Genomic DNA, 20,101 nt, shown 5'->3' on the forward strand with positions numbered 1-20,101 from the left:
CGGCGCCCCGCGGCGGTCACCGGCGCGAGCGCCATACCTGCCAACTCCACACACTGGCGAGCGGGATCAAGGCTCCCGCCAGGATGCCGGTGGCGAAGCCGAAGCCACTGCTCGCCTCGCCGTCGTCGAGTGCGACCACGAGGCCCGCCAGGACGACGGCCACTGCGGCGGCGATCGCCAGCAGGGCGAACTTGCGGCTGAGGAACCACCGCCGCTCCGGCGCGGGCGGCGGCGAGCCGACCTCCGCCCCCGGCCCGAGGCTCGCGGCCAGCGGCCGCTTGAACCACGCGTAGACGATCCAGTTCCCGCAGGCTTCCCAGCCGTCGGGGGCCAGCCGCTCGTCGAGCCCCTCGCGCCCCCGCGTGACCAGCTCACGGCGGTACTCCCAGCGCTGCGGCCGCTCCAGGTCGCGGTGGCTGACGAAACGGCCGAGCGCGTCGACCCGTTCCACCTCCCAGCCCTCGTCGCCGAAGCGGTTGAGCAGCTCCTCGTCGACGTACGTGTCGGCGGTCCACCGCCACGTCTCGACATGCGCCTCGGGAATCTCGGGCCCCGGCTTGTCGGCGGGCGCCAGCTCGCGGGCGAACTCCTCCGCGGGCCCGAACTCGGCCTCCGGATCGGCGCCGCCCGACTCCGCCAGGTGCGCCCGAAGATCCGCGAGGGTCGTCGCGACCCGGTCGGAGGGCACCCCCTGCGCGCGCAGCAGCGCGTCGAGGTCGTCGAAGTAGGTCATCGCACACCCGCCTTCGCCAGGACCTCGCGCACGGATCCGTCGAAGGCGAGCCACAGCCCGCCCTGCTCGCCGAGCGTGGCGCGACCGGCGTCCGTCAGCGAGTAGTAGCGCCGGCCGGGCCCCTTCTCGGTGGCCCGGAACTCGGCGGCGACCAGGCCCGCCTCTTCCAGGCGGTTGAGGACGGGGTAGAGCGTGCCGCCCTTGATCTGGCCGAACCCGGCGGCGCCGAGCAGCTTGGCGATCTCGTAGCCGTAGCTCTCGCCGTCGGTGAGGCTTGCGAGCACGAGCAGATCGAGCACGCCCTTGAACCAGCTGGCCCGGCGGTCGGCCTTGGCTCCCCCGGAAGCGGGTGCGGTCATGGTCAGCTGCCCTTCGGGGTCGGCGCGTACGCGGGCACGGAGCCGATCGGCTCCGGTTCGGGGAGCGTCAAGTCCCTCATGGACAGGGCGACATGGATGGCGATGGGCAGCAGCAGGCTGCCGGTCGACACATAGAGCCCGGCGAACAGCACACCGACGAGGCCGAAGGCGATGACGCCGCTGCGGCCCTGGTAGACACCGGCGATGGCGTACACGAACGCCGAAAGTGCCGCTGCCACATAGAGGTTGAGGTCGAGCACGCCGACGGCGAAGGCGATCAGGAGGCCGCGGTAGACGAGTTCGGCGCAGATGCCGTCGGTCACGGCGACGGCGATCGCGAGGCGGCGCTCCTGTGCCGTGCGCGGCAGCATCGCCCGGATGGAGGCGAGTCCCGGCACGTTCCTGCCGCCTTCGGCGAGGGCGCGCATCTGCCGCCCTGACATGACCGAGATCGCCGCCACCAGGACGATGACGACGGCCGTGGACACCGGCGACTCGGGCGCCGCGATGCCGAGGTCGGCGGCGGCCATGCCCGGCGAGAGCAGCAGGGCCGCGGCGGCGAGCGCGGCGAGGACCCACCAGAAGACGAGGACGAAGGTGAAGTAGCCGACGAGAGCGCGTGGTTCGGTGTCGCGGCGGCGGGCGAGCGAGCCGTAGAGACGGCGGCCGAGCCAGGGCTCTCCGAGCAGCAGGTAGGCACCGAGAGCGGCGGTGACGACGGTCGAGGCGGCCGAGAACTCCGGCGAGAGCGAGGCGGTCATGGTGGGATCCCCCTTCCCGAAGGGGCCGCGCGGCGCGTGCCGCGGCGACCCCATGAGCATGTGAGCTACCTAGACCGTAGAGCGACCTAGTCAGGAATGCAACCTACCTAGCCATGCCGAGCCTACCCAACGAAGTACGTCGGGTTCGGCAGCTTGTACGTCTTGTCCGCGTATCCGCCCGCGAGGTCGGAGACCTGGTCGCCGAAGCTGCCGACGATGTTGTAGCCGGTCGACTCGATGTGCTTGCGGGTGCCTTCCTTGAACTGCACGGTGGTGCACTCCCACTTGGCGGGCGTGGCGCAGTGGCTCAGGTAGGCGGGCGGGGCCGTCTTGTTCTTGGTGAAGACGTGTGTGGTGTCGAGCCGCGTCTCGTACCCGGCCCTTTTGAGGTTCGTGACGGCGCCCTCGCGCTGCGACTCGCTCAGACCGGTGAGGAAGAAGACCTCGACGCCCTTGCTCTTGGCGTACGTGACGAGTTCGGGCATGCCGAAGACCGCGGGACGCTCGGCCGCCTTCACGTAGGCGTCCCATGTGGCGCTGTCGTACGTGTAGTTGGTGCGCTTCTCGTAGTCGAAGCTGAGCAGCGCGGTGTCGTCCACGTCGAGGACGATCGCGGGCTTCTTGCCGTGGGCGCCGTTCTTCTTGCCGTGTCCGCCACCGTGCGCGGCGGCCTTCCTGATGTCCTTCTTCGCCTTCGCCTGGATGCGCGCCAGATCCTTGGCGTACGGGCTGTCGGGCGAGGAGCGCCAGGTGCCGTCGGCATCCTCGTACGCGCCGTAGTAGTCGTCGATCTCACCGACGAGCAGGCCGATGTTCCGGGGCTCGGCGGTGTGCCGGGCCGAGGCGTCGTCGGCGGTGGCTGCGCCGGTGCCGTACAGCGCGGCGCCGGCGACGACACAGGCGGTGGCGATACCGGCCACCCGGAAGGATTTGCGCATGGGTCGATTTCTCCGGATCAGAGTCTGTGCGGGCGTATGCGTCCAGGCAGGTCAAGGCCTGTCTACGCGCACTGTCTACGCGCATCACACGCTGCCCCGCGAGACCCTTTACCCGATCAATACCTGATCCGGGGAAAGCCTGGGGTCACGCCGTGGGCGTCCACCCCGGGTCGCGGCCGCTGAGGCCGATCACGCGGTCGAGGAGAGGAGCCTCGTCCGGCACCGGGACCGGGGGCCCGAACGGACTGTCCTCGGAGGTGTCGCCCTCCTGGGGCGTGAGCAACTCCCGCGCCACGGCAAGGCTCGTCCCGTCAGGCGCGTACGCCTGCCCCGTCGCCCGCGCCAGGTCCCAGCCGTGCACGACGAGCTCATCCATGGCCACGGCCCCGGCGACGGCACCCGGCAGATCGATGCCGCCCGCCCTGGTCATGCCCTCGTACGCGGCCGGATCGCGCCACGCCTCCACCAGTTCACCGAGCAGCTTCGGCAGCTCGGCGCGCCATTCGGGGCCGATGTCGGGAAGGGAGTCCCCCGGGTTCTGGTCCAGCTGCGGTCCCAGATTCTTGCGCCCGGCGTCCCGGAACGCGCCCGTGAGGCCGACCAAGTGGCCCAGCAGATGGCGTACTTGATACTCCGGGCAGGGGGTGGGCCCCGCGAGCTGCTCGTCGGTGACGCCCTCCGCGACGGCCGCCACCAGCCGGGCCTGCCGCTCGAAGTCGACGATCTTCGCCATGGATCCTCCTGAGTCTCGGCGGCCCTTCCCCACGGCCCGCTGTCCTGACCTGTAGACCGGCCCGGAACCCAGAACTCATCGCCGAAGCAGGGGGCACACCGGTGAACAGGGACACGACCACTGACGGCCCCTGATCACCGCGCCCCCGCTCAGGCCCGATCCGACGCGGCTATTTCACGTCGGCCCAGCGCTTGATCGTAGCGATGGCCTCGGTCTGTTCCGGGGCGGGGAGCTTGGCGATGGAGGCGCCGTGGTTGGAGGCGGGGACCTCGTAGCGGTAGGAGTCGCGGTGGCTGGGGACGAACTTCTCCGCGCTCCACGGGTCGTTCTCGCCGTAGATGAACATCATCCGCTGGCCGCGGGTCTTCACCCAGCGGTCGACGTCGGCGATGGTCCTGTTGTTGTACGAGCCGCGCATCGACTCGGGCAGCACGGAGTTGGGCTGGTAGATGTCCGGGTAGCGCCGGACGTCCTTGAGGTGCTTGAACTTCAGGTCGGCCCAGCCGAGTTGGGTGGCGGCCTGGCGGTAGTAGGGGCCCGTGCCGTTCGTGCCGAGGGTCTCGTCCTGGTAGACGCTGAAGCCGTGCTTCTTCGACCAGTCGTAGAGCTCGTCGTCGCCTGCCTTCTCGGCGTCGGGCACGGTCGGGCAGTTGTCGACGGTGCCGCTCTGCCAGAAGTTCCACACCTGGTCGAGCACCGCGAACTCGTAGGCGCGGTCGGTGGTTCCCAGCGTCTCCTCGAAGGTGTCGCCGTTCGCCTTCGCGTCCGCCTCGAACTTGGGGAGCAGTGCGTCACGGCGTACGAGCATCTCGCGCTGCACGGCGTTGAGCGCGGTGCGGCACTCGGCCGTGCCGACCGTCCTGAAGAAGCGCTCGTAGCCGCTGTCGTCCCTGTTGTGCGCGTCGTTGGGGGCCACGAAGGCGACGACCGCGTCCAGGTCGTCGGGGTAGAAGCGCTCGTGGTACGTCGCCGTCATGCCGCCCTTGCTCGCGCCCGTGCCGAGCCACTTGCCCTTCTCGATGCCGCGCAGCGCCCGGGTGAGCCGGTGCTCGTCGGCGGCCTCCTGCTGGACGGTGAGCTTCGACCAGTCGGAGCCGGCCGCGCCCGAGGGGCGGGACTGCTCGAAGTAGCGGTGCTCGACGCTGACCTGGTTGGCGTCGATCAGCTTGGTGAGGGCGGTGGTGTTCGAGGCGAGGGTGTAGCCGCCGGTGTAGAGGACGGTCGGCTTGTCCGTGGCCTTGTGCCAGAGCGTGGCGCGCTGGGTGAACGTGCCGGCGCGGGGATCGCCGTGGTCGACGGGCTGCGTGTAGGTGAGCGTGTAGAAGGGATACCCCTCCCTGTCGGCCACGGAGACGACCTTCATGCCGGGGATCTTCTCCAACTGCTCCCGGATGTCGGCCTTGGTGGCCGCCGCCGGACTCGCGTCGCCCTGCGCGGCCGCGGGTGCCGCCCCGCCGAGCACGGCCGCGCCCGCCATGAATCCGGCACAGACCAGCGCGGATATCCCCTTGTTGCGCACCTTGTCTCCTCGTACTGGAGCGAAATGGTTGCGCGGATGGTAACCGCTTCCACTCGCGGTACGACAGGGGCTATGCGAGGCGCGCCAGGGCCGTCGCCACGGCCGCGAGATCCGCGTCGGACGCCAATCCGGCGTGGTAGAGCCGCAGTTGGTCCGCGCCCAGCGTGAGCGCGTTCTCGGCGTCGGCGGCGAGGGTGGCCGGGCTGCCGCCCATGCCGGAGACGACGGTGAGGTTCGCGGCGAGGGTGGTGCGGGCGGTGCGGTGCGCGTCGAAGGGTGCCAGGGCCTGAGCGCCGCCCGTGCAGGGCACGACCACGCCGTCGGCCACGGAGAGGATGTGCTCGGGGTCGACTCCGGCGTTGGCGCCGCAGTGGTACGCCACCGGGTCGGCGTGCAGCAGCACTTGGAAGCCCTCCGGCGCGGCGGCGCGCACGGCCGCGATGGCCGCCTCCTGGAGCGTGCGGGCGGATTCCTCGCGCCACGCGCGCGTGGCGGCCGCCGTCTCCGCCCCCAGGAGCTTCTCCACCGCCTCCCAGCCGCCGGAAGGCTCCTCGCCGCGCCATACGGGCTCCAGGGCGTGGCGGACGCCTGTCGCCAGCTCGTCGGGGGCGAGGCCGTGCCCGGCGTAGCCCGCACGGCAGTCCGCGCAGAAGCACAGGGACATCAGGTACTGCCCGGCCTCCCCGAGCGGCACTCCCGCGGTCTTGTCGTGGGCGTGCAGATGCGCGAGGCCGTACCAGCCGAGGGATTCCAGTTCGGTGCCGCGCGCGCCGGGCCGGACGGCGGCCTCGGCGGCGAGGTCGACGAGGTACACGCGCGTGGCGGCCTGTGCGATGCAGGGTGCCCAGGGGTAGCGGTCTCCGTAGGCGTTGACCACGGAGGTGCCCGGATGTTCGGCGCCCATACGGGAGTTGTGGGCGAGGACGACCCAGGTGTGCACGTCGAGCCCGGCGGCCGCCAGCGCCTCGGCTGCCTCTCCGTAGGCGTCGCCCGGGGCCCAGCTTCCGGCCGCGTACGGGCGCAGCGCGCGCCCCTGCCATCGGTCGCCCGGTTCGTACAGCACCGCCGCGTGCTCGGCGGTGACGACGCGGTGGCGCGGGTGGCGGGGGGTGAGCGCGCGGGTGGAGTGGTAGGCGGAGGCGAGGGTGACCTGCTGGACGCCGAGGTCGGCGACGCGCGCGGGTGCCGCGGGATCGCCGACGACGTCCCAGGGATACAGGAAGGCGGAGGTCCTCACGCGCTCTCCTCCCGCAGCAGGGCGCGCCCGCGCTCGGTCAGCTCGGCGAGGCGCTTGATGTGCTCGTCGGCCGGTTCGTGCAGCGGCGTCCGCACCCCGCCGACGTCGAGCCCGGCCAGGCGTACGCCCGCCTTGACGAGGGAGACCGCGTACCCCCTGCCCTCGGCGCGCAGCTCCACGAAGGGGCGGTAGAAGCCGTCGATGAGGCGGTTCACGGTGGCGTCGCCCTCGGCGGTCCGGGAGGTGAAGGCACGGTGGAAGGCGAGCGCGATGTCGGGCGCGAAGCAGAAGACGGCCGACGAGTAGAGCGTCACGCCGATGCCGCGATAGGCGAGCCCGGTCAGCTCGGCGGTGGGCAGGCCGTTGAAGTAGAGGAACCCCTCCGGGACTTCGGTGCGGACGGCGCTGACGATGCGCTGCATCAGGTCCATGTCGCCGAGGCCGTCCTTGAACCCGATGATGCCCTCGGTGCGGGCCAGCTCGACCACGGTCTCCGGGGTGAACACGGCGTTGTCGCGCTGGTAGACGATGACTTCGAGGGAGGTGGCCGCGGCCAGTTCGGCGTAGTGCCGGAGCAGGCCCTCCTGCCCGGCCACGACGAGGTAGGGAGGCATCGCGAGCAGCCCGTCGGCGCCCGCGTCCTCGGCGAGCCTCGCGTACCTGACGGCGAGCGCGGTGCCGTAGCCCGCGCCCGCGACCACCGGCACGCGTCCCGCCGTCTCCTCGACTGCGGCGGCGACGCACGCCCGGAACTCCTCGGGCGCCAGGGCGTGGAACTCACCCGTGCCGCAGCAGGCGAACACGGCCGCCGCGCCCGCCTCGACCCCCGCGCGCACGTGCGCGCGGAAGACGTCGAGGTCGATGGAGCCGTCCGGCGCGTAGGCGGTGACCGGGAAGAACAGCGGCCCGCTGGGGATGTCGAGTCGAGCGGCGAGGGGTGCTGACGTCACGGGCTCTCCCTTAGCGTGCACGTTTCTGATCCACGTCCATATTTCTGAACAGCTCCACGCTAAGGTGCCCGTTGACCCCCGGTCAAGCGTCAAGGTCGGCAGGAGAACCGCGATTTGGGAGCCGATCCAAGCCGGGTCACCCGCCTTCGTACGCCACTTGACGCGGCGAGTCGCCGATCTCTAGCGTGTCCACAGATGTGAATGCTGTACGTACACACGACTGTTGCCGCCGAGCAGTCATTGATCTGCCGCCGAGCGGCCACTGATCCGAGGAGACCCCCTCATGCCCGCTCCCCGCACCGTCCTGCTCACCGGCGCCGCAGGCGGCCTCGGCACCCTGATGCGGGGGCTGCTCCCGGCCCACGGCCACGATCTGCGGCTGCTCGACGTGCGGCCCGTCGAGGGCGAGCCGGAGGCGATCACGGCGGACCTCGCCGACAGGAAGGCGCTGCGGGAGGCCGTGCGGGGTGTCGACGCGGTCATCCATCTCGCGGGCATCTCCCTGGAGTCCTCCTTCGACAAGATCCTGCGGGCGAACATCGAGGGGACGTACAACCTCTATGAGGCGGCGCGCGAGGAGGGCATCCGCCGGATCGTCTTCGCCTCGTCGAACCACGCGGTGGGGTTCACGCCGCGGCCCGTCGGCGACGATCCGCTGATCCCGGTGGACACACCGCGCCGCCCCGACACGTTCTACGGCCTGTCGAAGTCCTTCGGCGAGGATCTCGCCCAGTTCTACTGGGACAAGCACGGCATGGAGACCGTCTCGGTGCGGATCGGTTCGTGCTTCCCGGAGCCGACGAGCGTGCGGATGCTGTCGGTCTGGATGAGCCCCGAGGACGGTGCCCGGCTCTTCGACGCGGCGCTGACCGCTCCCGCGGTGGGGCACACGGTGGTGTACGGCTCGTCCGCCAACACGCGCCTGTGGTGGGACCTCTCGTCGGCGCGTGCGCTGGGTTATGAGCCGCGGGACGACTCCGAGCAGTACGCGCAGAAGCTGATCGCGGAGCACGGGGAACTGGACCCCGAGAACCCGGACCACGACAACCTGGGCGGCCACTTCTGCACGAACCCGCCGGTCTGGCCGTACTGAGGCACCCGGGCCTCCGCCCGGACCCCGCTCCCCAGCCGCCGGAGGGGCTGTTTTCAGACCCTCCGGCAGGGAAAAGGAAGCCCGCGCGACCACATCCGGGCACCAAACGGGCACCTCTCACCCCCCGAACGGGCACCCCACCCGCCCGAACCAGAGGCCGCGGCCCCGCCAAACGGGCAGAGACGGGCACCATCGCCCCCGTTCCGAGCCTGTTCACACACCCCGCCCCGCTGTAGAACTTTCCCCCAGGGCCCGAACGGGCACAGCGAGGGAAGGAGGCGGCCATGACCGCGGAAGAGCGCCAGCGAAAAATCGTCCGGGCCGCGAGGAGTTCCGGCTCCGTGGACGTCACCGCCCTCGCCACCGAACTGGGCGTCGCCAAGGAAACCGTCCGCCGGGACCTCCGCGCCCTGGAGGACCACGGCCTGGTCCGCCGCACCCACGGCGGCGCCTACCCCGTGGAGAGCGCCGGCTTCGAGACGACCCTCGCCTTCCGCACCACCATGCACGTGCCGGAGAAGCGCAGGATCGCCACCGCCGCCGCCGACCTCCTGGGCGACGCCGAAACGGTCTTCGTGGACGAGGGCTTCACCCCGCAGCTCATCGCCGAGGCACTGCCCGAAGCCGCCAAGGGCCGTCCGCTGACCGTCGTCACCGCGTCACTGGCCACCGCCGGCGCCCTCGCCGAGGCCGCCAACATGTCCGTGCTGCTCCTCGGCGGCCGCGTCCGCCCCGGCACCCTCGCGACCGTCGACCACTGGACGACGCGCATGCTGGCCGGGTTCGTGATCGACCTCGCCTACATCGGGGCCAACGGCATCTCCCGCGAGCACGGCCTGACCACGCCCGACCCCGCGGTCAGCGAGGTCAAGGCGCAGGCCATCCGCGCGTCACGGCGCACCGTGTTCGCGGGCGTGCACACCAAGTTCGGGGCGACGAGCTTCTGCCGGTTCGGGCACGTCGGCGAGCTGGAGGCGATCGTCACGAGCACGCAGCTGCCCGCCTCCGAGGCACACCGCTACTCGCTCCAGGGCCCCCAGGTCATCCGCGTCTGACACCCCGCTCGCACTCCTCCCCCCGCACCCCCTGGCCCTCCCGCACGCCCCACCCGCACCTTTCGTGATCCCGCACGCCCGAATCCACCCCGACGCACCTCTCACCAAGCCCACGCGTACCCACAAGTCCCCATACGTCCAGGAGCATTCATGCGAACCCAGAGCCGACGGAGGCCGCGCGCACTCGCCGCGGCAGCCGCAGGGACGCTGCTTGCCCCGCTGCTCTCCGGCTGCTGGGCCGGGGCGGGCGGGACCGGTTCAGGCGGCGACTCCATCAACGTACTGATGGTGAACAACCCGCAGATGGTCGAACTGCAGAAACTCACCGCCGCCCACTTCACCAAGGAAACGGGCATCAAGGTGAACTTCACGGTCCTGCCCGAGAACGACGTCCGCGACAAGATCAGCCAGGACTTCGCCAACCAGGCGGGCCAGTACGACGTCGCCACGCTCAGCAACTACGAGATCCCGATCTACGCCAAGAACGACTGGCTGCACGAGCTCGGCTCGTACACCCGCAAGGACACGGCGTACGACGAGAAGGACGTACTGCCCTCCATGCGCCAGTCCCTCACAGGCGACGACGGCAAGCTCTACGGGCAGCCCTTCTACGGAGAGTCGTCCTTCCTGATGTACCGGAAGGACGTCTTCAAGAAGGCCGGCCTGACCATGCCGAAGAACCCCAGCTGGCAGCAGGTGGCGAAGCTCGCTGCCGACGTGGATGCCGCCGAGCCCGGGATGAAGGGCATCTGTCTGCGCGGGCTCCCGGGCTGGGGCGAGCTGATCGCGCCCCTGACGACGGTGGTGAACACCTTCGGAGGGACGTGGTTCGACAAGGGGTGGAAGGCGCGCCTCGACTCCCCCGAGTTCGAGAAGGCGACGCGCTTCTACGTGGACCTCGTCCGCAAGCACGGCGAGTCCGGCGCCGCCCAGTCCGGCTATGCCGAGTGCCTGAACAACCTCACCCAGGGCAAGACCGCCATGTGGTACGACGCGACGGCCGCCGCCGGATCGCTCGAGTCCGCCAAGTCCCCGGTCAAGGGCAAGATCGGCTACGTACCGGCACCCGTGGAGAAGACCGAGAGCTCCGGGTGGCTCTACACCTGGGCCTGGGGTCTGCAGAAGGCGTCGCGCAACCCGGACAAGGCCTGGAAGTTCGTCTCCTGGGCGTCCAGCAAGGAGTACGAGGAACTGGTCGGCGAGAAGATCGGCTGGTCCAACGTCCCCGCGGGCAAGCGCGCCTCCACGTACGCCAACCCCGAGTACCGCAAGGAAGCCGCCGCCTTCCAGGACGTCACCCATGCCGCCATCGAGGGCGCGAAACCGCGTGACCCGGGCGTGCAGCCCCGGCCCGCGCCCGGCATCCAGTTCGTCGGCATCCCCGAGTTCACCGACCTCGGCACGAAGGTCTCCCAGGAGATCAGCGCGGCCATCGCCGGACGCCAGTCCGTCGAATCGGCCCTCGAGAAGTCACAGAAGCTCGCCGAGAAGATCGCCGAGGAGTACGAGGGACGATGACCGCCACCGCGAGCACCACCACCGTCGCGCCCACGACCGTGCGCACCCCCTCCCCCAAGGCACCGGGACGGCTGCGCGCCTGGGCCACCAGGGCCCCGCTCCTGCCCGCCCTGATCTTCATGGTCGTCGTCACCCAGCTGCCGTTCGTGGCCACGCTGGTGATCTCCTTCTTCGACTGGAACGCCCTCTACCCCGACGCCCGCAGCTTCGCCGGGCTGGACAACTACTCCGAGGTCCTCACCGACCCGGACCTGCGCAAGTCCGTCCTGACGACCATCGTGCTCACGGCCACCGTGGTGCTCGCGAGCCTCGTCATCGGACTGGGGCTCGCCCTGCTCCTCGACCGGAAGTTCCGGGGCCGCGGCCTGGTGCGTACGTTGCTCATCGCGCCGTTCCTGCTTGTGCCGGTGGCCGCCGCGCTGCTGTGGAAGCACGTGCTCTACAACCCCGAGTACGGCCTGTTCAACGGCCTGCTGCACTGGGTGGGCGGTGACGGCGCGGCGCAGCCCGACTGGGTGTCCAACACCCCGCTGATCGCCATCGAGGCCTCCCTGATCTGGCAGTGGACGCCCTTCATGATGCTGATCCTGCTGGCAGGGCTGCAGAGCCGCGACAGCGAGCTCATCGAGGCGGCCCGGATGGACGGCGCGGGCGACTGGCAGGTGTTCCGGTACCTGACGCTGCCGCATCTGCGCCGCTACCTGGAGCTGGGGGCGCTGCTCGGCTCGATCTACATCGTGCAGAACTTCGACGCCGTCTTCACGATCACCTCGGGCGGTCTGGGCACCGCCAACCTGCCCTACACCGTCTATCAGAGCTTCTACCAGGCCCACGAGAACGGTCTGGCGTCCGCCGCCGGTGTCCTCGTCGTCATCGGCTCCATCATCATCGCGACCTTCGCGCTGCGGGTCGTCTCGTCCCTGTTCCGTGAGGAGGCGTCCCGCGCATGAGCACCGCCGTGACGCAGACACGTACCCAGCCACAGCCACAGCCCGCCGGCCGGTTCCGCATCCGCGGTTCGGCGGGCCTCGGCCTCGCCGCCTGGCTGGCCGGCATCCTGTTCTTCCTGCCCATCGCCTGGATGACGCTGACCTCCTTCCACTCGGAGGAGGACGCGGCGACCAATCCGCCCTCGATCGCCGCCTCCCTCACCCTGGACGGCTACCGCGAGTTCTTCGGCTCGGGCGGCGGCGCGAGCCCCTGGCCCGCGCTGATCAACTCGACGGTCGCGTCGGTGGCCTCGACCCTGCTGGTGCTGATCCTGGCGCTGCCCGCCGCGTACGCGCTCTCCATCAGGCCGGTGAAGAAGTGGACGGACGTCCTGTTCTTCTTCCTGTCGACGAAGATGCTGCCGGTCGTGGCGGGCCTTCTGCCGATCTATCTCTTCGCCAAGAACGCCGAGATGCTCGACAACATCTGGCTGCTCGTCATCCTCTACACGTCGATGAACCTGCCGATCGCGGTGTGGATGATGCAGTCCTTCCTCGCCGAGGTGCCGGTCGCGATCATCGAGGCCGCTCAGATCGACGGCGCGCGGCTGCCCACCATCCTCGGGCGCGTGGTGGCCCCCATCGCGCTGCCGGGCATCGCGGCGACCTCCCTGATCTGCTTCATCTTCAGCTGGAACGAACTCCTCTTCGCGCGGGTGCTGACGGGCGTCGTCGCCCAGACCGCGCCCGTGTTCCTGACCGGCTTCATCACCAGCCAGGGCCTCTTCCTGGCGAAGGTGTGCGCCGCGTCGCTCGTGATCTCCCTGCCGGTGCTCGCCGCGGGGTTCGCCGCCCAGGACAAGCTGGTCCAGGGCCTGTCGTTGGGAGCCGTCAAGTGAAGGCCGCCATCATCGAGTCCGTCGGCAAGGCCGTCGTCGGCGAGGTGCCCGACCCCACCCCGGGGCCGCGTGAGGTCGTCGTCGAGGTCGCCGCGTGCGGTCTGTGCGGGACCGATCTGCACATCCTGCAGGGCGAGTTCGCGCCCACGCTGCCGGTGGTGCCGGGGCACGAGTTCGCCGGGGAGGTGGTGGGGCTCGGCCGTGAGGTCACGGAGCTCGCGGTCGGCGACCGGGTCGCCGTCGATCCCTCGCTGTACTGCCACGAGTGCCGCTACTGCCGCACCGGCCACAACAACCTCTGCGAGCGCTGGGCAGCGATCGGTGTCACCACGGCGGGCGGCGCGGCCCAGTACGCGGTCGCGCCCGTCGCCAACTGCGTGCGGCTCCCCGAGCACGTACGCACCCAGGACGCGGCCCTCATCGAGCCGCTGTCCTGCGCGGTGCGCGGCTACGACGTGCTCCGCGCCCGGCTCGGCGCCCACGTCCTGATCTACGGCTCCGGGACGATGGGCCTGATGATGCTGGAGCTCGCCAAGCGGACGGGGGCGGCGAGCGTGGACATCGTGGACCTCAACCCGGACCGCCTCGCCACGGCGCGGCAGTTGGGTGTCTCGGGGTCGGCCGCCGGTGCGGACGAGCTCGACCGGCCGCAGGGCTGGGACATCGTGGTCGACGCCACGGGGAACGCGAACGCGATCCAGGACGGCATCGGGCGCGTCGCCAAGGCGGGGACGTTCCTGCAGTTCGGGGTGGCCGACTACGCGACGCGGGTCAGCATCGACCCGTACCGCATCTACAACCAGGAGATCACCATCACCGGGTCGATGGCGGTGCTGCACAGCTACGAGCGGGCGGCGGAACTGTTCGCCGGAGGTGTTCTCGACCCGGACGTCTTCATCAGCGACCGGCTCCCCCTGGACACCTACCCCCAGGCGCTGGAGCGGTTCGCCTCGGGTGCGGGCCGGAAGATCGTGGTGGTGCCCTAGGAACGGCCGCGGGGGCGGAGAGAGAAACTTCCGCGGGTAAGGGAACGGCAAAGCCGGGACGTTCGTTACCCCGGACATGACCGCTATGACACCCGGCTCGAACATCCCTCTCTCCGCCACCCGCGTGGCGGTTGACGTCGCCGCTCCGGTGCGGCTCGACGTGTCGGGCCTGCTGCTCACCGCCGACGGCAAGGTGCGCTCCGACGACGACTTCATCTTCTTCAACCAGCCCTCGGGCCCCGGTGTGACCTATCAGTCGGGTGGCGGCACCACACCCGACAAGATCACGGTGGACACCAGCGCCGTGCCCGCCGGCATCGAGAAGATCGTGGTCACGGCGAGCCCGGACGCGGCAGGACAGTCCTTCCAGGGCGTCGAGCCCACCGCCACCATCCGCAACGCGGACGACGGATCCGTCCTCGCCTCGTTCACGCCGCCGCAGCTCGGCGGCGAGACCGCCCTGGTGATCGTCGAGGTCTATCTGCGCAACGGCGCGTGGAAGGCACGCGCCGTCGGCCAGGGGTACGCGAACGGCCTGGCCGGCATCGCGACGGACTTCGGTGTCTCGGTCGAGGAGCCCGCCGCTCCCGCCGCCCCGGCGCCCGCGGCCCCGATGGCGCCCCCGTCCGGCGCCCCGGTCCAGGGCCCGCCCCCGCCGGTCGCGGACCCCCGCGCCGCCGCGCCGGCCGCCCCCGCCGCTCCCCCGGCGCCCCCGGCCCCCGCGCCCGGCGCCGGGAAGATCAACCTGGACAAGGGCCGGGTCAGCCTCCAGAAGAACCAGACCGTGTCCCTGGTCAAGGGCGGCAAGCCGCTCCTCTCGCAGGTCAAGATGGGTCTCGGCTGGGAGCCCGCGTTCCGCGGCAAGGACATCGACCTGGACGCCTCCGTCATCGCGTACGGCCCGCAGCGCAACCACGTGGACAGCTGCTACTTCGGCAAGCTGTCGATCGTGAACGGCGCGATCAAGCACTCCGGCGACAACCTCACGGGTGAGGGCGGCGGTGACGACGAGGTGATCGTCGTGGACCTGGGCCGGCTGCCGCAGGACGTCACGGGTCTGGTCTTCACGGTGAACTCGTTCTCGGGCCAGAAGTTCACCCAGGTCGCCAAGGCGTACTGCCGTCTGCTCGACGCGGCGACGGGCGAGGAGCTGGTCCGCTTCGACCTCACGAACGCCGAGGCGCAGACGGGCGTGATGATGGCCAAGCTGATCAAGCAGTTCACCGGCGAGTGGGAAATGACCGCCATGGGTGACTTCGTCAAGTCACGCACCGTGCGCGGAATGGTGAAGCCCGCGGCCCAGGCGCTGTAGCCGGGGCGCGGGCGTCCGACGGCCGGGAGAGGCCGCCGGAGGCAAGCGCAGGGGCGGCCGGCGGGGAAGGGATGAGCCTTCCCGTCGGCCGCCCCTTGTCGTACGTGGGGACGCGCGCGCAGGCGTACGTCAGATCAGAGCTTGGCCAGCTTGGGATAGGGGCTCAGGAACCTTCCCTGGCGGCCTGCGAAGTCGATGACCACTGCTTCCTCGCCTTCCACTCCGACGATCCGTCCGAGTCCGTACTGATCGTGGGAGACCCGGTCGCCCACGGCGAACTGCTCGATGGGCGGCGCGGGGGGCGGCGGAACGTTGAAAGGACTGTTCGGCAGGTGGCGTCGGGTACCGGGGGGCCTCGTCATGTTCTGAGTATGCGCCCTCGGGACCCCGCCGCACCATGCTCCGAGCTCACACGGTCCTCACATCGGCATCAAACCGACACACAATCGCACGTTACTCGTAGCGGTACGTAGTTGTTCCGTGGCACCACGCGCACGTGGCGCACATACGTGCCCCATGAACCTCGGGCGCCTTCCTGGTGCACCGGAAGAACAGAAGCGATCAGAACAGGGCACTGTAGGCATTCAGGGCGGGCTGCCCGCCGAGGTGGGCGTACAGGACGGTCGCGTCGCGCGCGATCTCACCCCTGTCCACCAGGTCGATCATTCCGGCCATCGACTTCCCCTCGTACACCGGGTCGGTCACCATGCCCTCCGTGCGGGCCGCGAGCCGCATCGCGTCGAGGGTGGCCTCGTCGGGGAGCCCGTAGGTCCCGGCGTGATAGCGCGCGTCCAGCTCGATGTCGGCGTCCTTCACCTCTGCCTGTACGCCGATGAGTTCGGCGGTCCCGCGGGTGATCCTGGCGATCTGCTCGCGGGTACGGCCGGGATCGGCGGAGGCGTCGATACCGAGGACGCGGCGGGGGCGGGCGCCCTCCTCCGCGAGCGCGGCGAAACCCGCGACCATGCCCGCCTGCGTGGACCCGGTCACCGAGCAGACCACGACGGTGTCGAAGAACACCCCCAACTCCTCCTCCTGCTCGGTCACTTCGTACGCCCAGCGCGCGAAGCCCAACCCGCCGAGGCGGTGTTCGGAGCAGCCCGCCGGGATCGCGTACGGCGTGCCGCCGGCCTCCTCGACCTCCCGCACCGCCTGCTCCCAGCTCTCCTTGATGCCGATGCCGAACCCGGCGCGCACGAGGCGTATGTCGGCGCCCGCGAGCCTGCTGACGAGGATGTTGCCGACTTTGCCGTAGACGGAATCGGGCCAGTCGACCCAGCTCTCCTGGATCAGCACGCACTTGAGCCCGGCGCGGGCCGCGACGGCCGCGACCTGGCGGGTGTGGTTGGACTGGACGCCGCCGATCGACACGAGGGTGTCGCAGCCCTGGGCGAGCGCGTCGGCCACCAGGAACTCCAGCTTGCGCGTCTTGTTGCCGCCGTACGCGATCCCGGAGTTGCAGTCCTCGCGCTTGGCCCAGAGCGCCGCGCCGCCGAGGTGGTGGGTGAGACGGTCCAGGGGATGGACGGGCGAAGGGCCGAAGAGGAGGGGGTAGCGGGCGTACGAGTCGAGGGGTGTGGACACGTGGGCCTCCGGCCGGCTCAGGGCTTCAGGGGTGGGCGAGTTCTTCCAGGACGCGCCAGATCTCCGTGGTGACGGCTGCCGCGGCTTCCGGGTCGCCGTCCGCGCACGCGTCGATGAGACGCTCGTGCAGTGCGGCGGAGCCGCAGGCCACGCCCTCGGCGAAGCGCCGCCTCTCCAGGCGGCGGATGAGGGGGGTGTAGCGGGCGATGGTGGCCGCGGCTGCGCCGTTGCCGCAGGCCGTGACGAGGACGCCGTGCAGCTCGTCGTCGGCCCGCAGGGCGCCCTCCACGTCGCCGCACGCCACGGCCGCCGCGAACCGGCGGCTGGCCTCCCGCATCGCGTGGAGGTGCGCGGGCTCCAGGCGGGGCACCGCACCACGGGCGGCGAGTTCGTGCATGGCGCGGACGACTGCGGCCGCGTCCCGCACGCCGGCCGCGTCCAGCGGCGTCACACGGGTGTGGCTCTGCGGCTTCGTCTCCAGGAGTCCTTCGTCGACGAGCCGCGCGAACGCCTCACGGACGGGTGCGCGGGACAGGCCGAGCGACGCGGCGAGGTCGGCGTCCCGCACGACGCTGCCCGGCGCGATGTCCCCGCCGACGATCGCGTCACGGATCGACGCGTACGCCTGATCCCTGAGGAGGGTGCGGCGCACCGGCTGCATGGCTCCCATGCACTGAAATGTTAGATGTCAATTCCCCTCGCGGACAAGGAGGTTGACCGAACGCGAGCGGCCGGCTCTATCCACGCCGCCACGGCCCGGTGATCGCCAGCAGGATGCCGGGTGACTGGATGCTGGCGTAGAGCGTCTTGCCGTCGGGCGAGAACGTGACGCCGGTGAACTCGCTGTAGGAGGGCTTCTCGGGGGTGCCCGCGTTGAGTTCATTGCGCGCGATGGGGTACGTGCGGCCGCGCTCGGTCGCCCCGAAGAGGTGCTGGACACCGTCGCCGTCCTCGGCGATGACGAGGCCGCCGTACGGGGAGACGGTGATGTTGTCGGGGCCGTCGAAGGCGCCGTCCTCGGCCGGGTCCGGGTTGACGCCGAGGAGGACCTTCAGGGTGAGGGTGCGGCGCGCGGGGTGGTAGAACCACACCTGCCCGTCGTGCGCGACGGGGCTCTCGGCACGGGCGAACGAGGCCACGATGTAGACACCGCCGTCACCCCACCACATGCCTTCGAGCTTGCGGGCGCGCGTGATGTCGCCGTCGTCGAACTGCTCACGCACGGGGACGGTGCGGGCGTCGCGGTCCGGGACCTCCACCCAGTCCACGCCGTACACGGTGCCGATCCTGGTGGCGCGGGACAGGTCGTCCACGAAGCGGCCGCCGGAGTCGAAGCACCTCGGCGCCTTCAGGACGCCCGCGTCGTCGGCGAGCGTGCGCAGCTTGCCGCGGCCGTGCTCGAAGCCCTGCGGCGGGGTCCAGCGGTACAGCAGGCCGTTGGGGCCCGACGCGTCCTCGGTGAGGTAGAGGTGGCCGCGCCTGGGGTCGACGACGACGGCCTCGTGGGCGTAGCGGCCGAGGGCCTTGAGGGGTTTGGGGGCGCGGTTGGCACGCCGGTCGTAGGGGTCGACCTCGAAGACGTAGCCGTGGTCCTTGGTCATGCCGTTCTGGCCGGCCTTGTCCTCGGTCTCCTCGCAGGTCAGCCAGGTGCCCCAGGGAGTGCTGCCGCCCGCGCAGTTGGTGGCGGTGCCCGCGATGCCGACCCACTCGGCGACGTGTCCGCCGCGGCGGACCTCGACGACGGTGCAGCCGCCGGCCGCGGCCGGGTCGTAGACCAGGCCCTCGGTCAGCGGGACCGGGTGCGCCCACTTGGCGCGAGGGCCGCCGAGCTCGTGGTTGTTGACGAGCAGCGTGACGCCGCGCGGGCCCTCGAAGGTGGCCGTGCCGTCGTGGTTGGACGGCGTGAACTCGCCGGTCTCCAGCTTCGTCTTCCCGCTGTGGGTGAGGACGCGGTACGAGAATCCTGCGGGCAGCGCGAGCAGGCCCTTCGGGTCGGGGACGAGGGGGCCGTAGCCGGGGTCGCGGCCGAGCCGGCCGGCCCCGCCCTCCGCCGTCTCCTGGGCGGCGAGGGCGCCGGGGGCGGTGGCGAGCGCGCCGACGCTGCCGGTCAGCGCGACCCCCGCTCCGGTGATCGCGGAGCGTCTGGCGAAGTCCCTGCGGGTGAGCGACATGATGTCTCCTGGGGCGGGTTCCGGCCGGGCTGCTGTCGGCGTCACGTTCCCGCTCACGTATAAACGGCGGTTGAACGTTGTCCGACGTCGAGGGGTCCGCTTCCATGAACCTGCCAGGCACCGACCGCCGCGTCCTGATCAGCGGCGCCTCCCGAGGCCTGGGCAGAGCCCTCGCCCGGGCCTTCGCCACGAGCGGTGACCGCGTCGCGGTGCACTACGGCTCGCGTGAGGAGGACGCGCGCGCGACGCTCGCCTCGCTCACGGGCGAGGGCCATGTCCTGGTGGGCGGCGACCTGTCGGATCCGGCCGGCGCGGCGGACGTGGCGGGGCGGGCCGCGGACGCGCTCGGCGGCCTGGACGTGCTGGTCAACAACGCCGCCGTGAATCTGCCGCACCCTCTCGCCGACACGTCGTACGAGGACTGGGCGGCGCTCTGGCAGCGGCATGTGTCGGTGAACCTCCTTGCCACGGCGAACCTCAGCCACCTGGCGGCACGCCGGATGATCGACCAGGGCACGGGCGGCCGGATCGTGAACATCGGCTCGCGCGGCGCGTTCCGCGGGGAGCCCGACCACCCGGCGTACGGGGCGACCAAGGCGGCCGTGCACGCGCTCGGCCAGTCCCTCGCGGTGTCGCTGGCGCCGTACGGGATCGCGGTGGCGTCGGTGGCCCCCGGCTTCTTCGAGACCGAGCGGGTGGCCCACCGGCTGAGCGGTGACGAGGGCGCGGCGATCCGCGCGCAGAGCCCCTTCGGTCGTGCGGGCACGGCGGACGAGATCGCCGCGGCGGTCCTGTGGCTGGCTTCCCCGGTCGCCGAGTGGGCGTCGGGTACGGTCCTCGACCTGAACGGCGCCTCACATCTGCGTACGTGAACCGTAGGTCGCGTCCTCCCGAGCCAGTGGTCGGAAGAATCTTCGTGGACAAGGTCAACAGGCGCGGTTCACCCGGAAAGCCAAGATTTCGTGCGAAACGCCTTGACCCGCCCTCCACACGGCAATAGACATCCCCTACCTGCATCACCCGTTGGGGGAGGCGAGCCGCGTGGACGCTTCGCAGGCACGCAACCTCCATGAGGGCCCGCTGATGAAGCTGGCCAATGTCACCGGTGTCGGCATCGGGAAGGACGATTCCTCGGGAGCGGACGTGATCGTCGTGTTCGTGACCCGCAAGGTGCCCCGTGACCGGCTCCGGGACGAAGACGTGATTCCGGCAGTGCTGGAAGGCGTCCCCGTACGCGTGCTCGCCATCGGTGAGCCCGCGGCGCAGTAGGACGGCCTGCGGACACAGACCGGAACTCCACCCTTCAACCAAGGGGAAGAGGTGG

Annotated in this window: 21 protein-coding genes; 9 read left to right on the plus strand and 12 right to left on the minus strand. The window is 70.8% G+C overall.

From position 1 onward, the window contains the following. Window positions 1-16: 16 nt before the first annotated feature. From ACWGIH_RS30885 to ACWGIH_RS30920, 8 genes are all read right to left on the minus strand, one after another. A complete protein-coding gene (locus tag ACWGIH_RS30885) occupies window positions 17-733 on the minus strand; it encodes a hypothetical protein (RefSeq protein ID WP_453451939.1) in 717 nt (238 codons plus the stop codon). Continuing rightward, the gene (locus tag ACWGIH_RS30890) at window positions 730-1,092 is read right to left on the minus strand and encodes a PadR family transcriptional regulator (RefSeq protein ID WP_365827172.1); all 363 of its coding nucleotides are present in this window, start codon (window positions 1,090-1,092) and stop codon (window positions 730-732) included. The genes ACWGIH_RS30885 and ACWGIH_RS30890 overlap by 4 nt, the downstream gene beginning before the upstream one ends. Before the next feature lie 2 nt (window positions 1,093-1,094). Next, window positions 1,095-1,853: a CPBP family intramembrane glutamic endopeptidase gene (locus ACWGIH_RS30895; RefSeq protein ID WP_453451938.1), complete on the minus strand. Its 759-nt coding sequence runs from the start codon at window positions 1,851-1,853 to the stop codon at window positions 1,095-1,097. A gap of 122 nt (window positions 1,854-1,975) precedes the next feature. After that, complete coding sequence (locus ACWGIH_RS30900; protein ID WP_453451937.1) at window positions 1,976-2,791, minus strand: HAD family acid phosphatase; 816 nt, start codon at window positions 2,789-2,791, stop codon at window positions 1,976-1,978. A 145-nt stretch (window positions 2,792-2,936) separates the two neighbouring features. Next, the gene (locus ACWGIH_RS30905) at window positions 2,937-3,524 is read right to left on the minus strand and encodes a TIGR03086 family metal-binding protein (protein ID WP_453451936.1); all 588 of its coding nucleotides are present in this window, start codon (window positions 3,522-3,524) and stop codon (window positions 2,937-2,939) included. A gap of 169 nt (window positions 3,525-3,693) precedes the next feature. Then, entirely contained in the window at window positions 3,694-5,043 is a 1,350-nt protein-coding gene (locus ACWGIH_RS30910; protein ID WP_453451935.1) for a S28 family serine protease, read from the minus strand. Window positions 5,044-5,113: 70 nt separating this feature from the next. Continuing rightward, a complete protein-coding gene (locus ACWGIH_RS30915; RefSeq protein ID WP_453451934.1) occupies window positions 5,114-6,280 on the minus strand; it encodes a hypothetical protein in 1,167 nt (388 codons plus the stop codon). Then, entirely contained in the window at window positions 6,277-7,230 is a 954-nt protein-coding gene (locus ACWGIH_RS30920; protein ID WP_453451933.1) for a 5-dehydro-4-deoxyglucarate dehydratase, read from the minus strand. The genes ACWGIH_RS30915 and ACWGIH_RS30920 overlap by 4 nt, the downstream gene beginning before the upstream one ends. Before the next feature lie 283 nt (window positions 7,231-7,513). Here ACWGIH_RS30920 and ACWGIH_RS30925 point away from each other — a divergent pair, with 283 nt between their 5' ends. From ACWGIH_RS30925 to ACWGIH_RS30955, 7 genes are all read left to right on the plus strand, one after another. Next, on the plus strand, window positions 7,514-8,323 hold the full coding sequence (locus tag ACWGIH_RS30925) for an NAD-dependent epimerase/dehydratase family protein (RefSeq protein WP_453451932.1): 810 nt from the start codon (window positions 7,514-7,516) through the stop codon (window positions 8,321-8,323). Window positions 8,324-8,607: 284 nt separating this feature from the next. After that, complete coding sequence (locus ACWGIH_RS30930; RefSeq protein ID WP_453451931.1) at window positions 8,608-9,378, plus strand: DeoR/GlpR family DNA-binding transcription regulator; 771 nt, start codon at window positions 8,608-8,610, stop codon at window positions 9,376-9,378. Window positions 9,379-9,528: 150 nt separating this feature from the next. Next, window positions 9,529-10,896 carry an ABC transporter substrate-binding protein gene (locus ACWGIH_RS30935; protein WP_453451930.1) on the plus strand — a complete coding sequence of 456 codons (1,368 nt, stop codon included), beginning with the start codon at window positions 9,529-9,531 and terminating at the stop codon, window positions 10,894-10,896. Next, window positions 10,893-11,846, plus strand: coding sequence for a carbohydrate ABC transporter permease (locus tag ACWGIH_RS30940; RefSeq protein WP_453451929.1), 954 nt, complete (start codon window positions 10,893-10,895; stop codon window positions 11,844-11,846). The genes ACWGIH_RS30935 and ACWGIH_RS30940 overlap by 4 nt, the downstream gene beginning before the upstream one ends. Next, window positions 11,843-12,724: a carbohydrate ABC transporter permease gene (locus tag ACWGIH_RS30945; RefSeq protein ID WP_453451928.1), complete on the plus strand. Its 882-nt coding sequence runs from the start codon at window positions 11,843-11,845 to the stop codon at window positions 12,722-12,724. Before ACWGIH_RS30940 ends, ACWGIH_RS30945 begins: the two co-directional genes overlap by 4 nt. Continuing rightward, the gene (locus ACWGIH_RS30950) at window positions 12,721-13,710 is read left to right on the plus strand and encodes a zinc-dependent alcohol dehydrogenase family protein (RefSeq protein WP_453451927.1); all 990 of its coding nucleotides are present in this window, start codon (window positions 12,721-12,723) and stop codon (window positions 13,708-13,710) included. The genes ACWGIH_RS30945 and ACWGIH_RS30950 overlap by 4 nt, the downstream gene beginning before the upstream one ends. An 85-nt stretch (window positions 13,711-13,795) precedes the next feature. After that, window positions 13,796-15,022, plus strand: a complete 1,227-nt coding sequence (locus tag ACWGIH_RS30955; RefSeq protein WP_453691719.1) for a TerD family protein — start codon at window positions 13,796-13,798, stop codon at window positions 15,020-15,022. Window positions 15,023-15,156: 134 nt separating this feature from the next. Here ACWGIH_RS30955 and ACWGIH_RS30960 read toward each other — a convergent pair whose 3' ends face one another. From ACWGIH_RS30960 to ACWGIH_RS30975, 4 genes are all read right to left on the minus strand, one after another. After that, window positions 15,157-15,384: a CarD family transcriptional regulator gene (locus tag ACWGIH_RS30960; RefSeq protein WP_135329399.1), complete on the minus strand. Its 228-nt coding sequence runs from the start codon at window positions 15,382-15,384 to the stop codon at window positions 15,157-15,159. Window positions 15,385-15,583: 199 nt separating this feature from the next. Beyond that, a complete protein-coding gene (locus tag ACWGIH_RS30965) occupies window positions 15,584-16,606 on the minus strand; it encodes a 1-aminocyclopropane-1-carboxylate deaminase (protein WP_453450941.1) in 1,023 nt (340 codons plus the stop codon). A gap of 25 nt (window positions 16,607-16,631) precedes the next feature. Beyond that, window positions 16,632-17,276, minus strand: a complete 645-nt coding sequence (locus tag ACWGIH_RS30970; RefSeq protein ID WP_453450940.1) for a GntR family transcriptional regulator — start codon at window positions 17,274-17,276, stop codon at window positions 16,632-16,634. Between the two features lie 67 nt (window positions 17,277-17,343). Continuing rightward, window positions 17,344-18,777: an alkaline phosphatase PhoX gene (locus tag ACWGIH_RS30975; protein ID WP_453450939.1), complete on the minus strand. Its 1,434-nt coding sequence runs from the start codon at window positions 18,775-18,777 to the stop codon at window positions 17,344-17,346. A 104-nt stretch (window positions 18,778-18,881) separates the two neighbouring features. Here ACWGIH_RS30975 and ACWGIH_RS30980 point away from each other — a divergent pair, with 104 nt between their 5' ends. Both ACWGIH_RS30980 and ACWGIH_RS30985 read left to right on the plus strand, forming a co-directional pair. Continuing rightward, window positions 18,882-19,649, plus strand: coding sequence for an SDR family NAD(P)-dependent oxidoreductase (locus ACWGIH_RS30980; RefSeq protein WP_453450938.1), 768 nt, complete (start codon window positions 18,882-18,884; stop codon window positions 19,647-19,649). Window positions 19,650-19,818: 169 nt separating this feature from the next. Beyond that, a complete protein-coding gene (locus ACWGIH_RS30985) occupies window positions 19,819-20,046 on the plus strand; it encodes a hypothetical protein (protein ID WP_453450937.1) in 228 nt (75 codons plus the stop codon). Window positions 20,047-20,101 lie beyond the last annotated feature (55 nt).

The sequence above is a fragment of the Streptomyces sp. NPDC054872 genome (genome assembly GCF_053610705.1).

What these genes read in the sequence shown, in the direction of transcription:
- ACWGIH_RS30885 (WP_453451939.1), bottom strand. Translation starts at nt 733, where the DNA reads ATGACCTACTTCGACGACCTCGACGCGCTGCTGCGCGCGCAGGGGGTG.
- ACWGIH_RS30890 (WP_365827172.1), bottom strand. Translation starts at nt 1,092, where the DNA reads ATGACCGCACCCGCTTCCGGGGGAGCCAAGGCCGACCGCCGGGCCAGC.
- ACWGIH_RS30895 (WP_453451938.1), bottom strand. Translation starts at nt 1,853, where the DNA reads ATGACCGCCTCGCTCTCGCCGGAGTTCTCGGCCGCCTCGACCGTCGTC.
- ACWGIH_RS30900 (WP_453451937.1), bottom strand. Translation starts at nt 2,791, where the DNA reads ATGCGCAAATCCTTCCGGGTGGCCGGTATCGCCACCGCCTGTGTCGTC.
- ACWGIH_RS30905 (WP_453451936.1), bottom strand. Translation starts at nt 3,524, where the DNA reads ATGGCGAAGATCGTCGACTTCGAGCGGCAGGCCCGGCTGGTGGCGGCC.
- ACWGIH_RS30925 (WP_453451932.1), top strand. Translation starts at nt 7,514, where the DNA reads ATGCCCGCTCCCCGCACCGTCCTGCTCACCGGCGCCGCAGGCGGCCTC.
- ACWGIH_RS30930 (WP_453451931.1), top strand. Translation starts at nt 8,608, where the DNA reads ATGACCGCGGAAGAGCGCCAGCGAAAAATCGTCCGGGCCGCGAGGAGT.
- ACWGIH_RS30935 (WP_453451930.1), top strand. Translation starts at nt 9,529, where the DNA reads ATGCGAACCCAGAGCCGACGGAGGCCGCGCGCACTCGCCGCGGCAGCC.
- ACWGIH_RS30940 (WP_453451929.1), top strand. Translation starts at nt 10,893, where the DNA reads ATGACCGCCACCGCGAGCACCACCACCGTCGCGCCCACGACCGTGCGC.
- ACWGIH_RS30945 (WP_453451928.1), top strand. Translation starts at nt 11,843, where the DNA reads ATGAGCACCGCCGTGACGCAGACACGTACCCAGCCACAGCCACAGCCC.
- ACWGIH_RS30955 (WP_453691719.1), top strand. Translation starts at nt 13,796, where the DNA reads ATGACACCCGGCTCGAACATCCCTCTCTCCGCCACCCGCGTGGCGGTT.
- ACWGIH_RS30960 (WP_135329399.1), bottom strand. Translation starts at nt 15,384, where the DNA reads ATGACGAGGCCCCCCGGTACCCGACGCCACCTGCCGAACAGTCCTTTC.
- ACWGIH_RS30970 (WP_453450940.1), bottom strand. Translation starts at nt 17,276, where the DNA reads ATGGGAGCCATGCAGCCGGTGCGCCGCACCCTCCTCAGGGATCAGGCG.
- ACWGIH_RS30975 (WP_453450939.1), bottom strand. Translation starts at nt 18,777, where the DNA reads ATGTCGCTCACCCGCAGGGACTTCGCCAGACGCTCCGCGATCACCGGA.
- ACWGIH_RS30980 (WP_453450938.1), top strand. Translation starts at nt 18,882, where the DNA reads ATGAACCTGCCAGGCACCGACCGCCGCGTCCTGATCAGCGGCGCCTCC.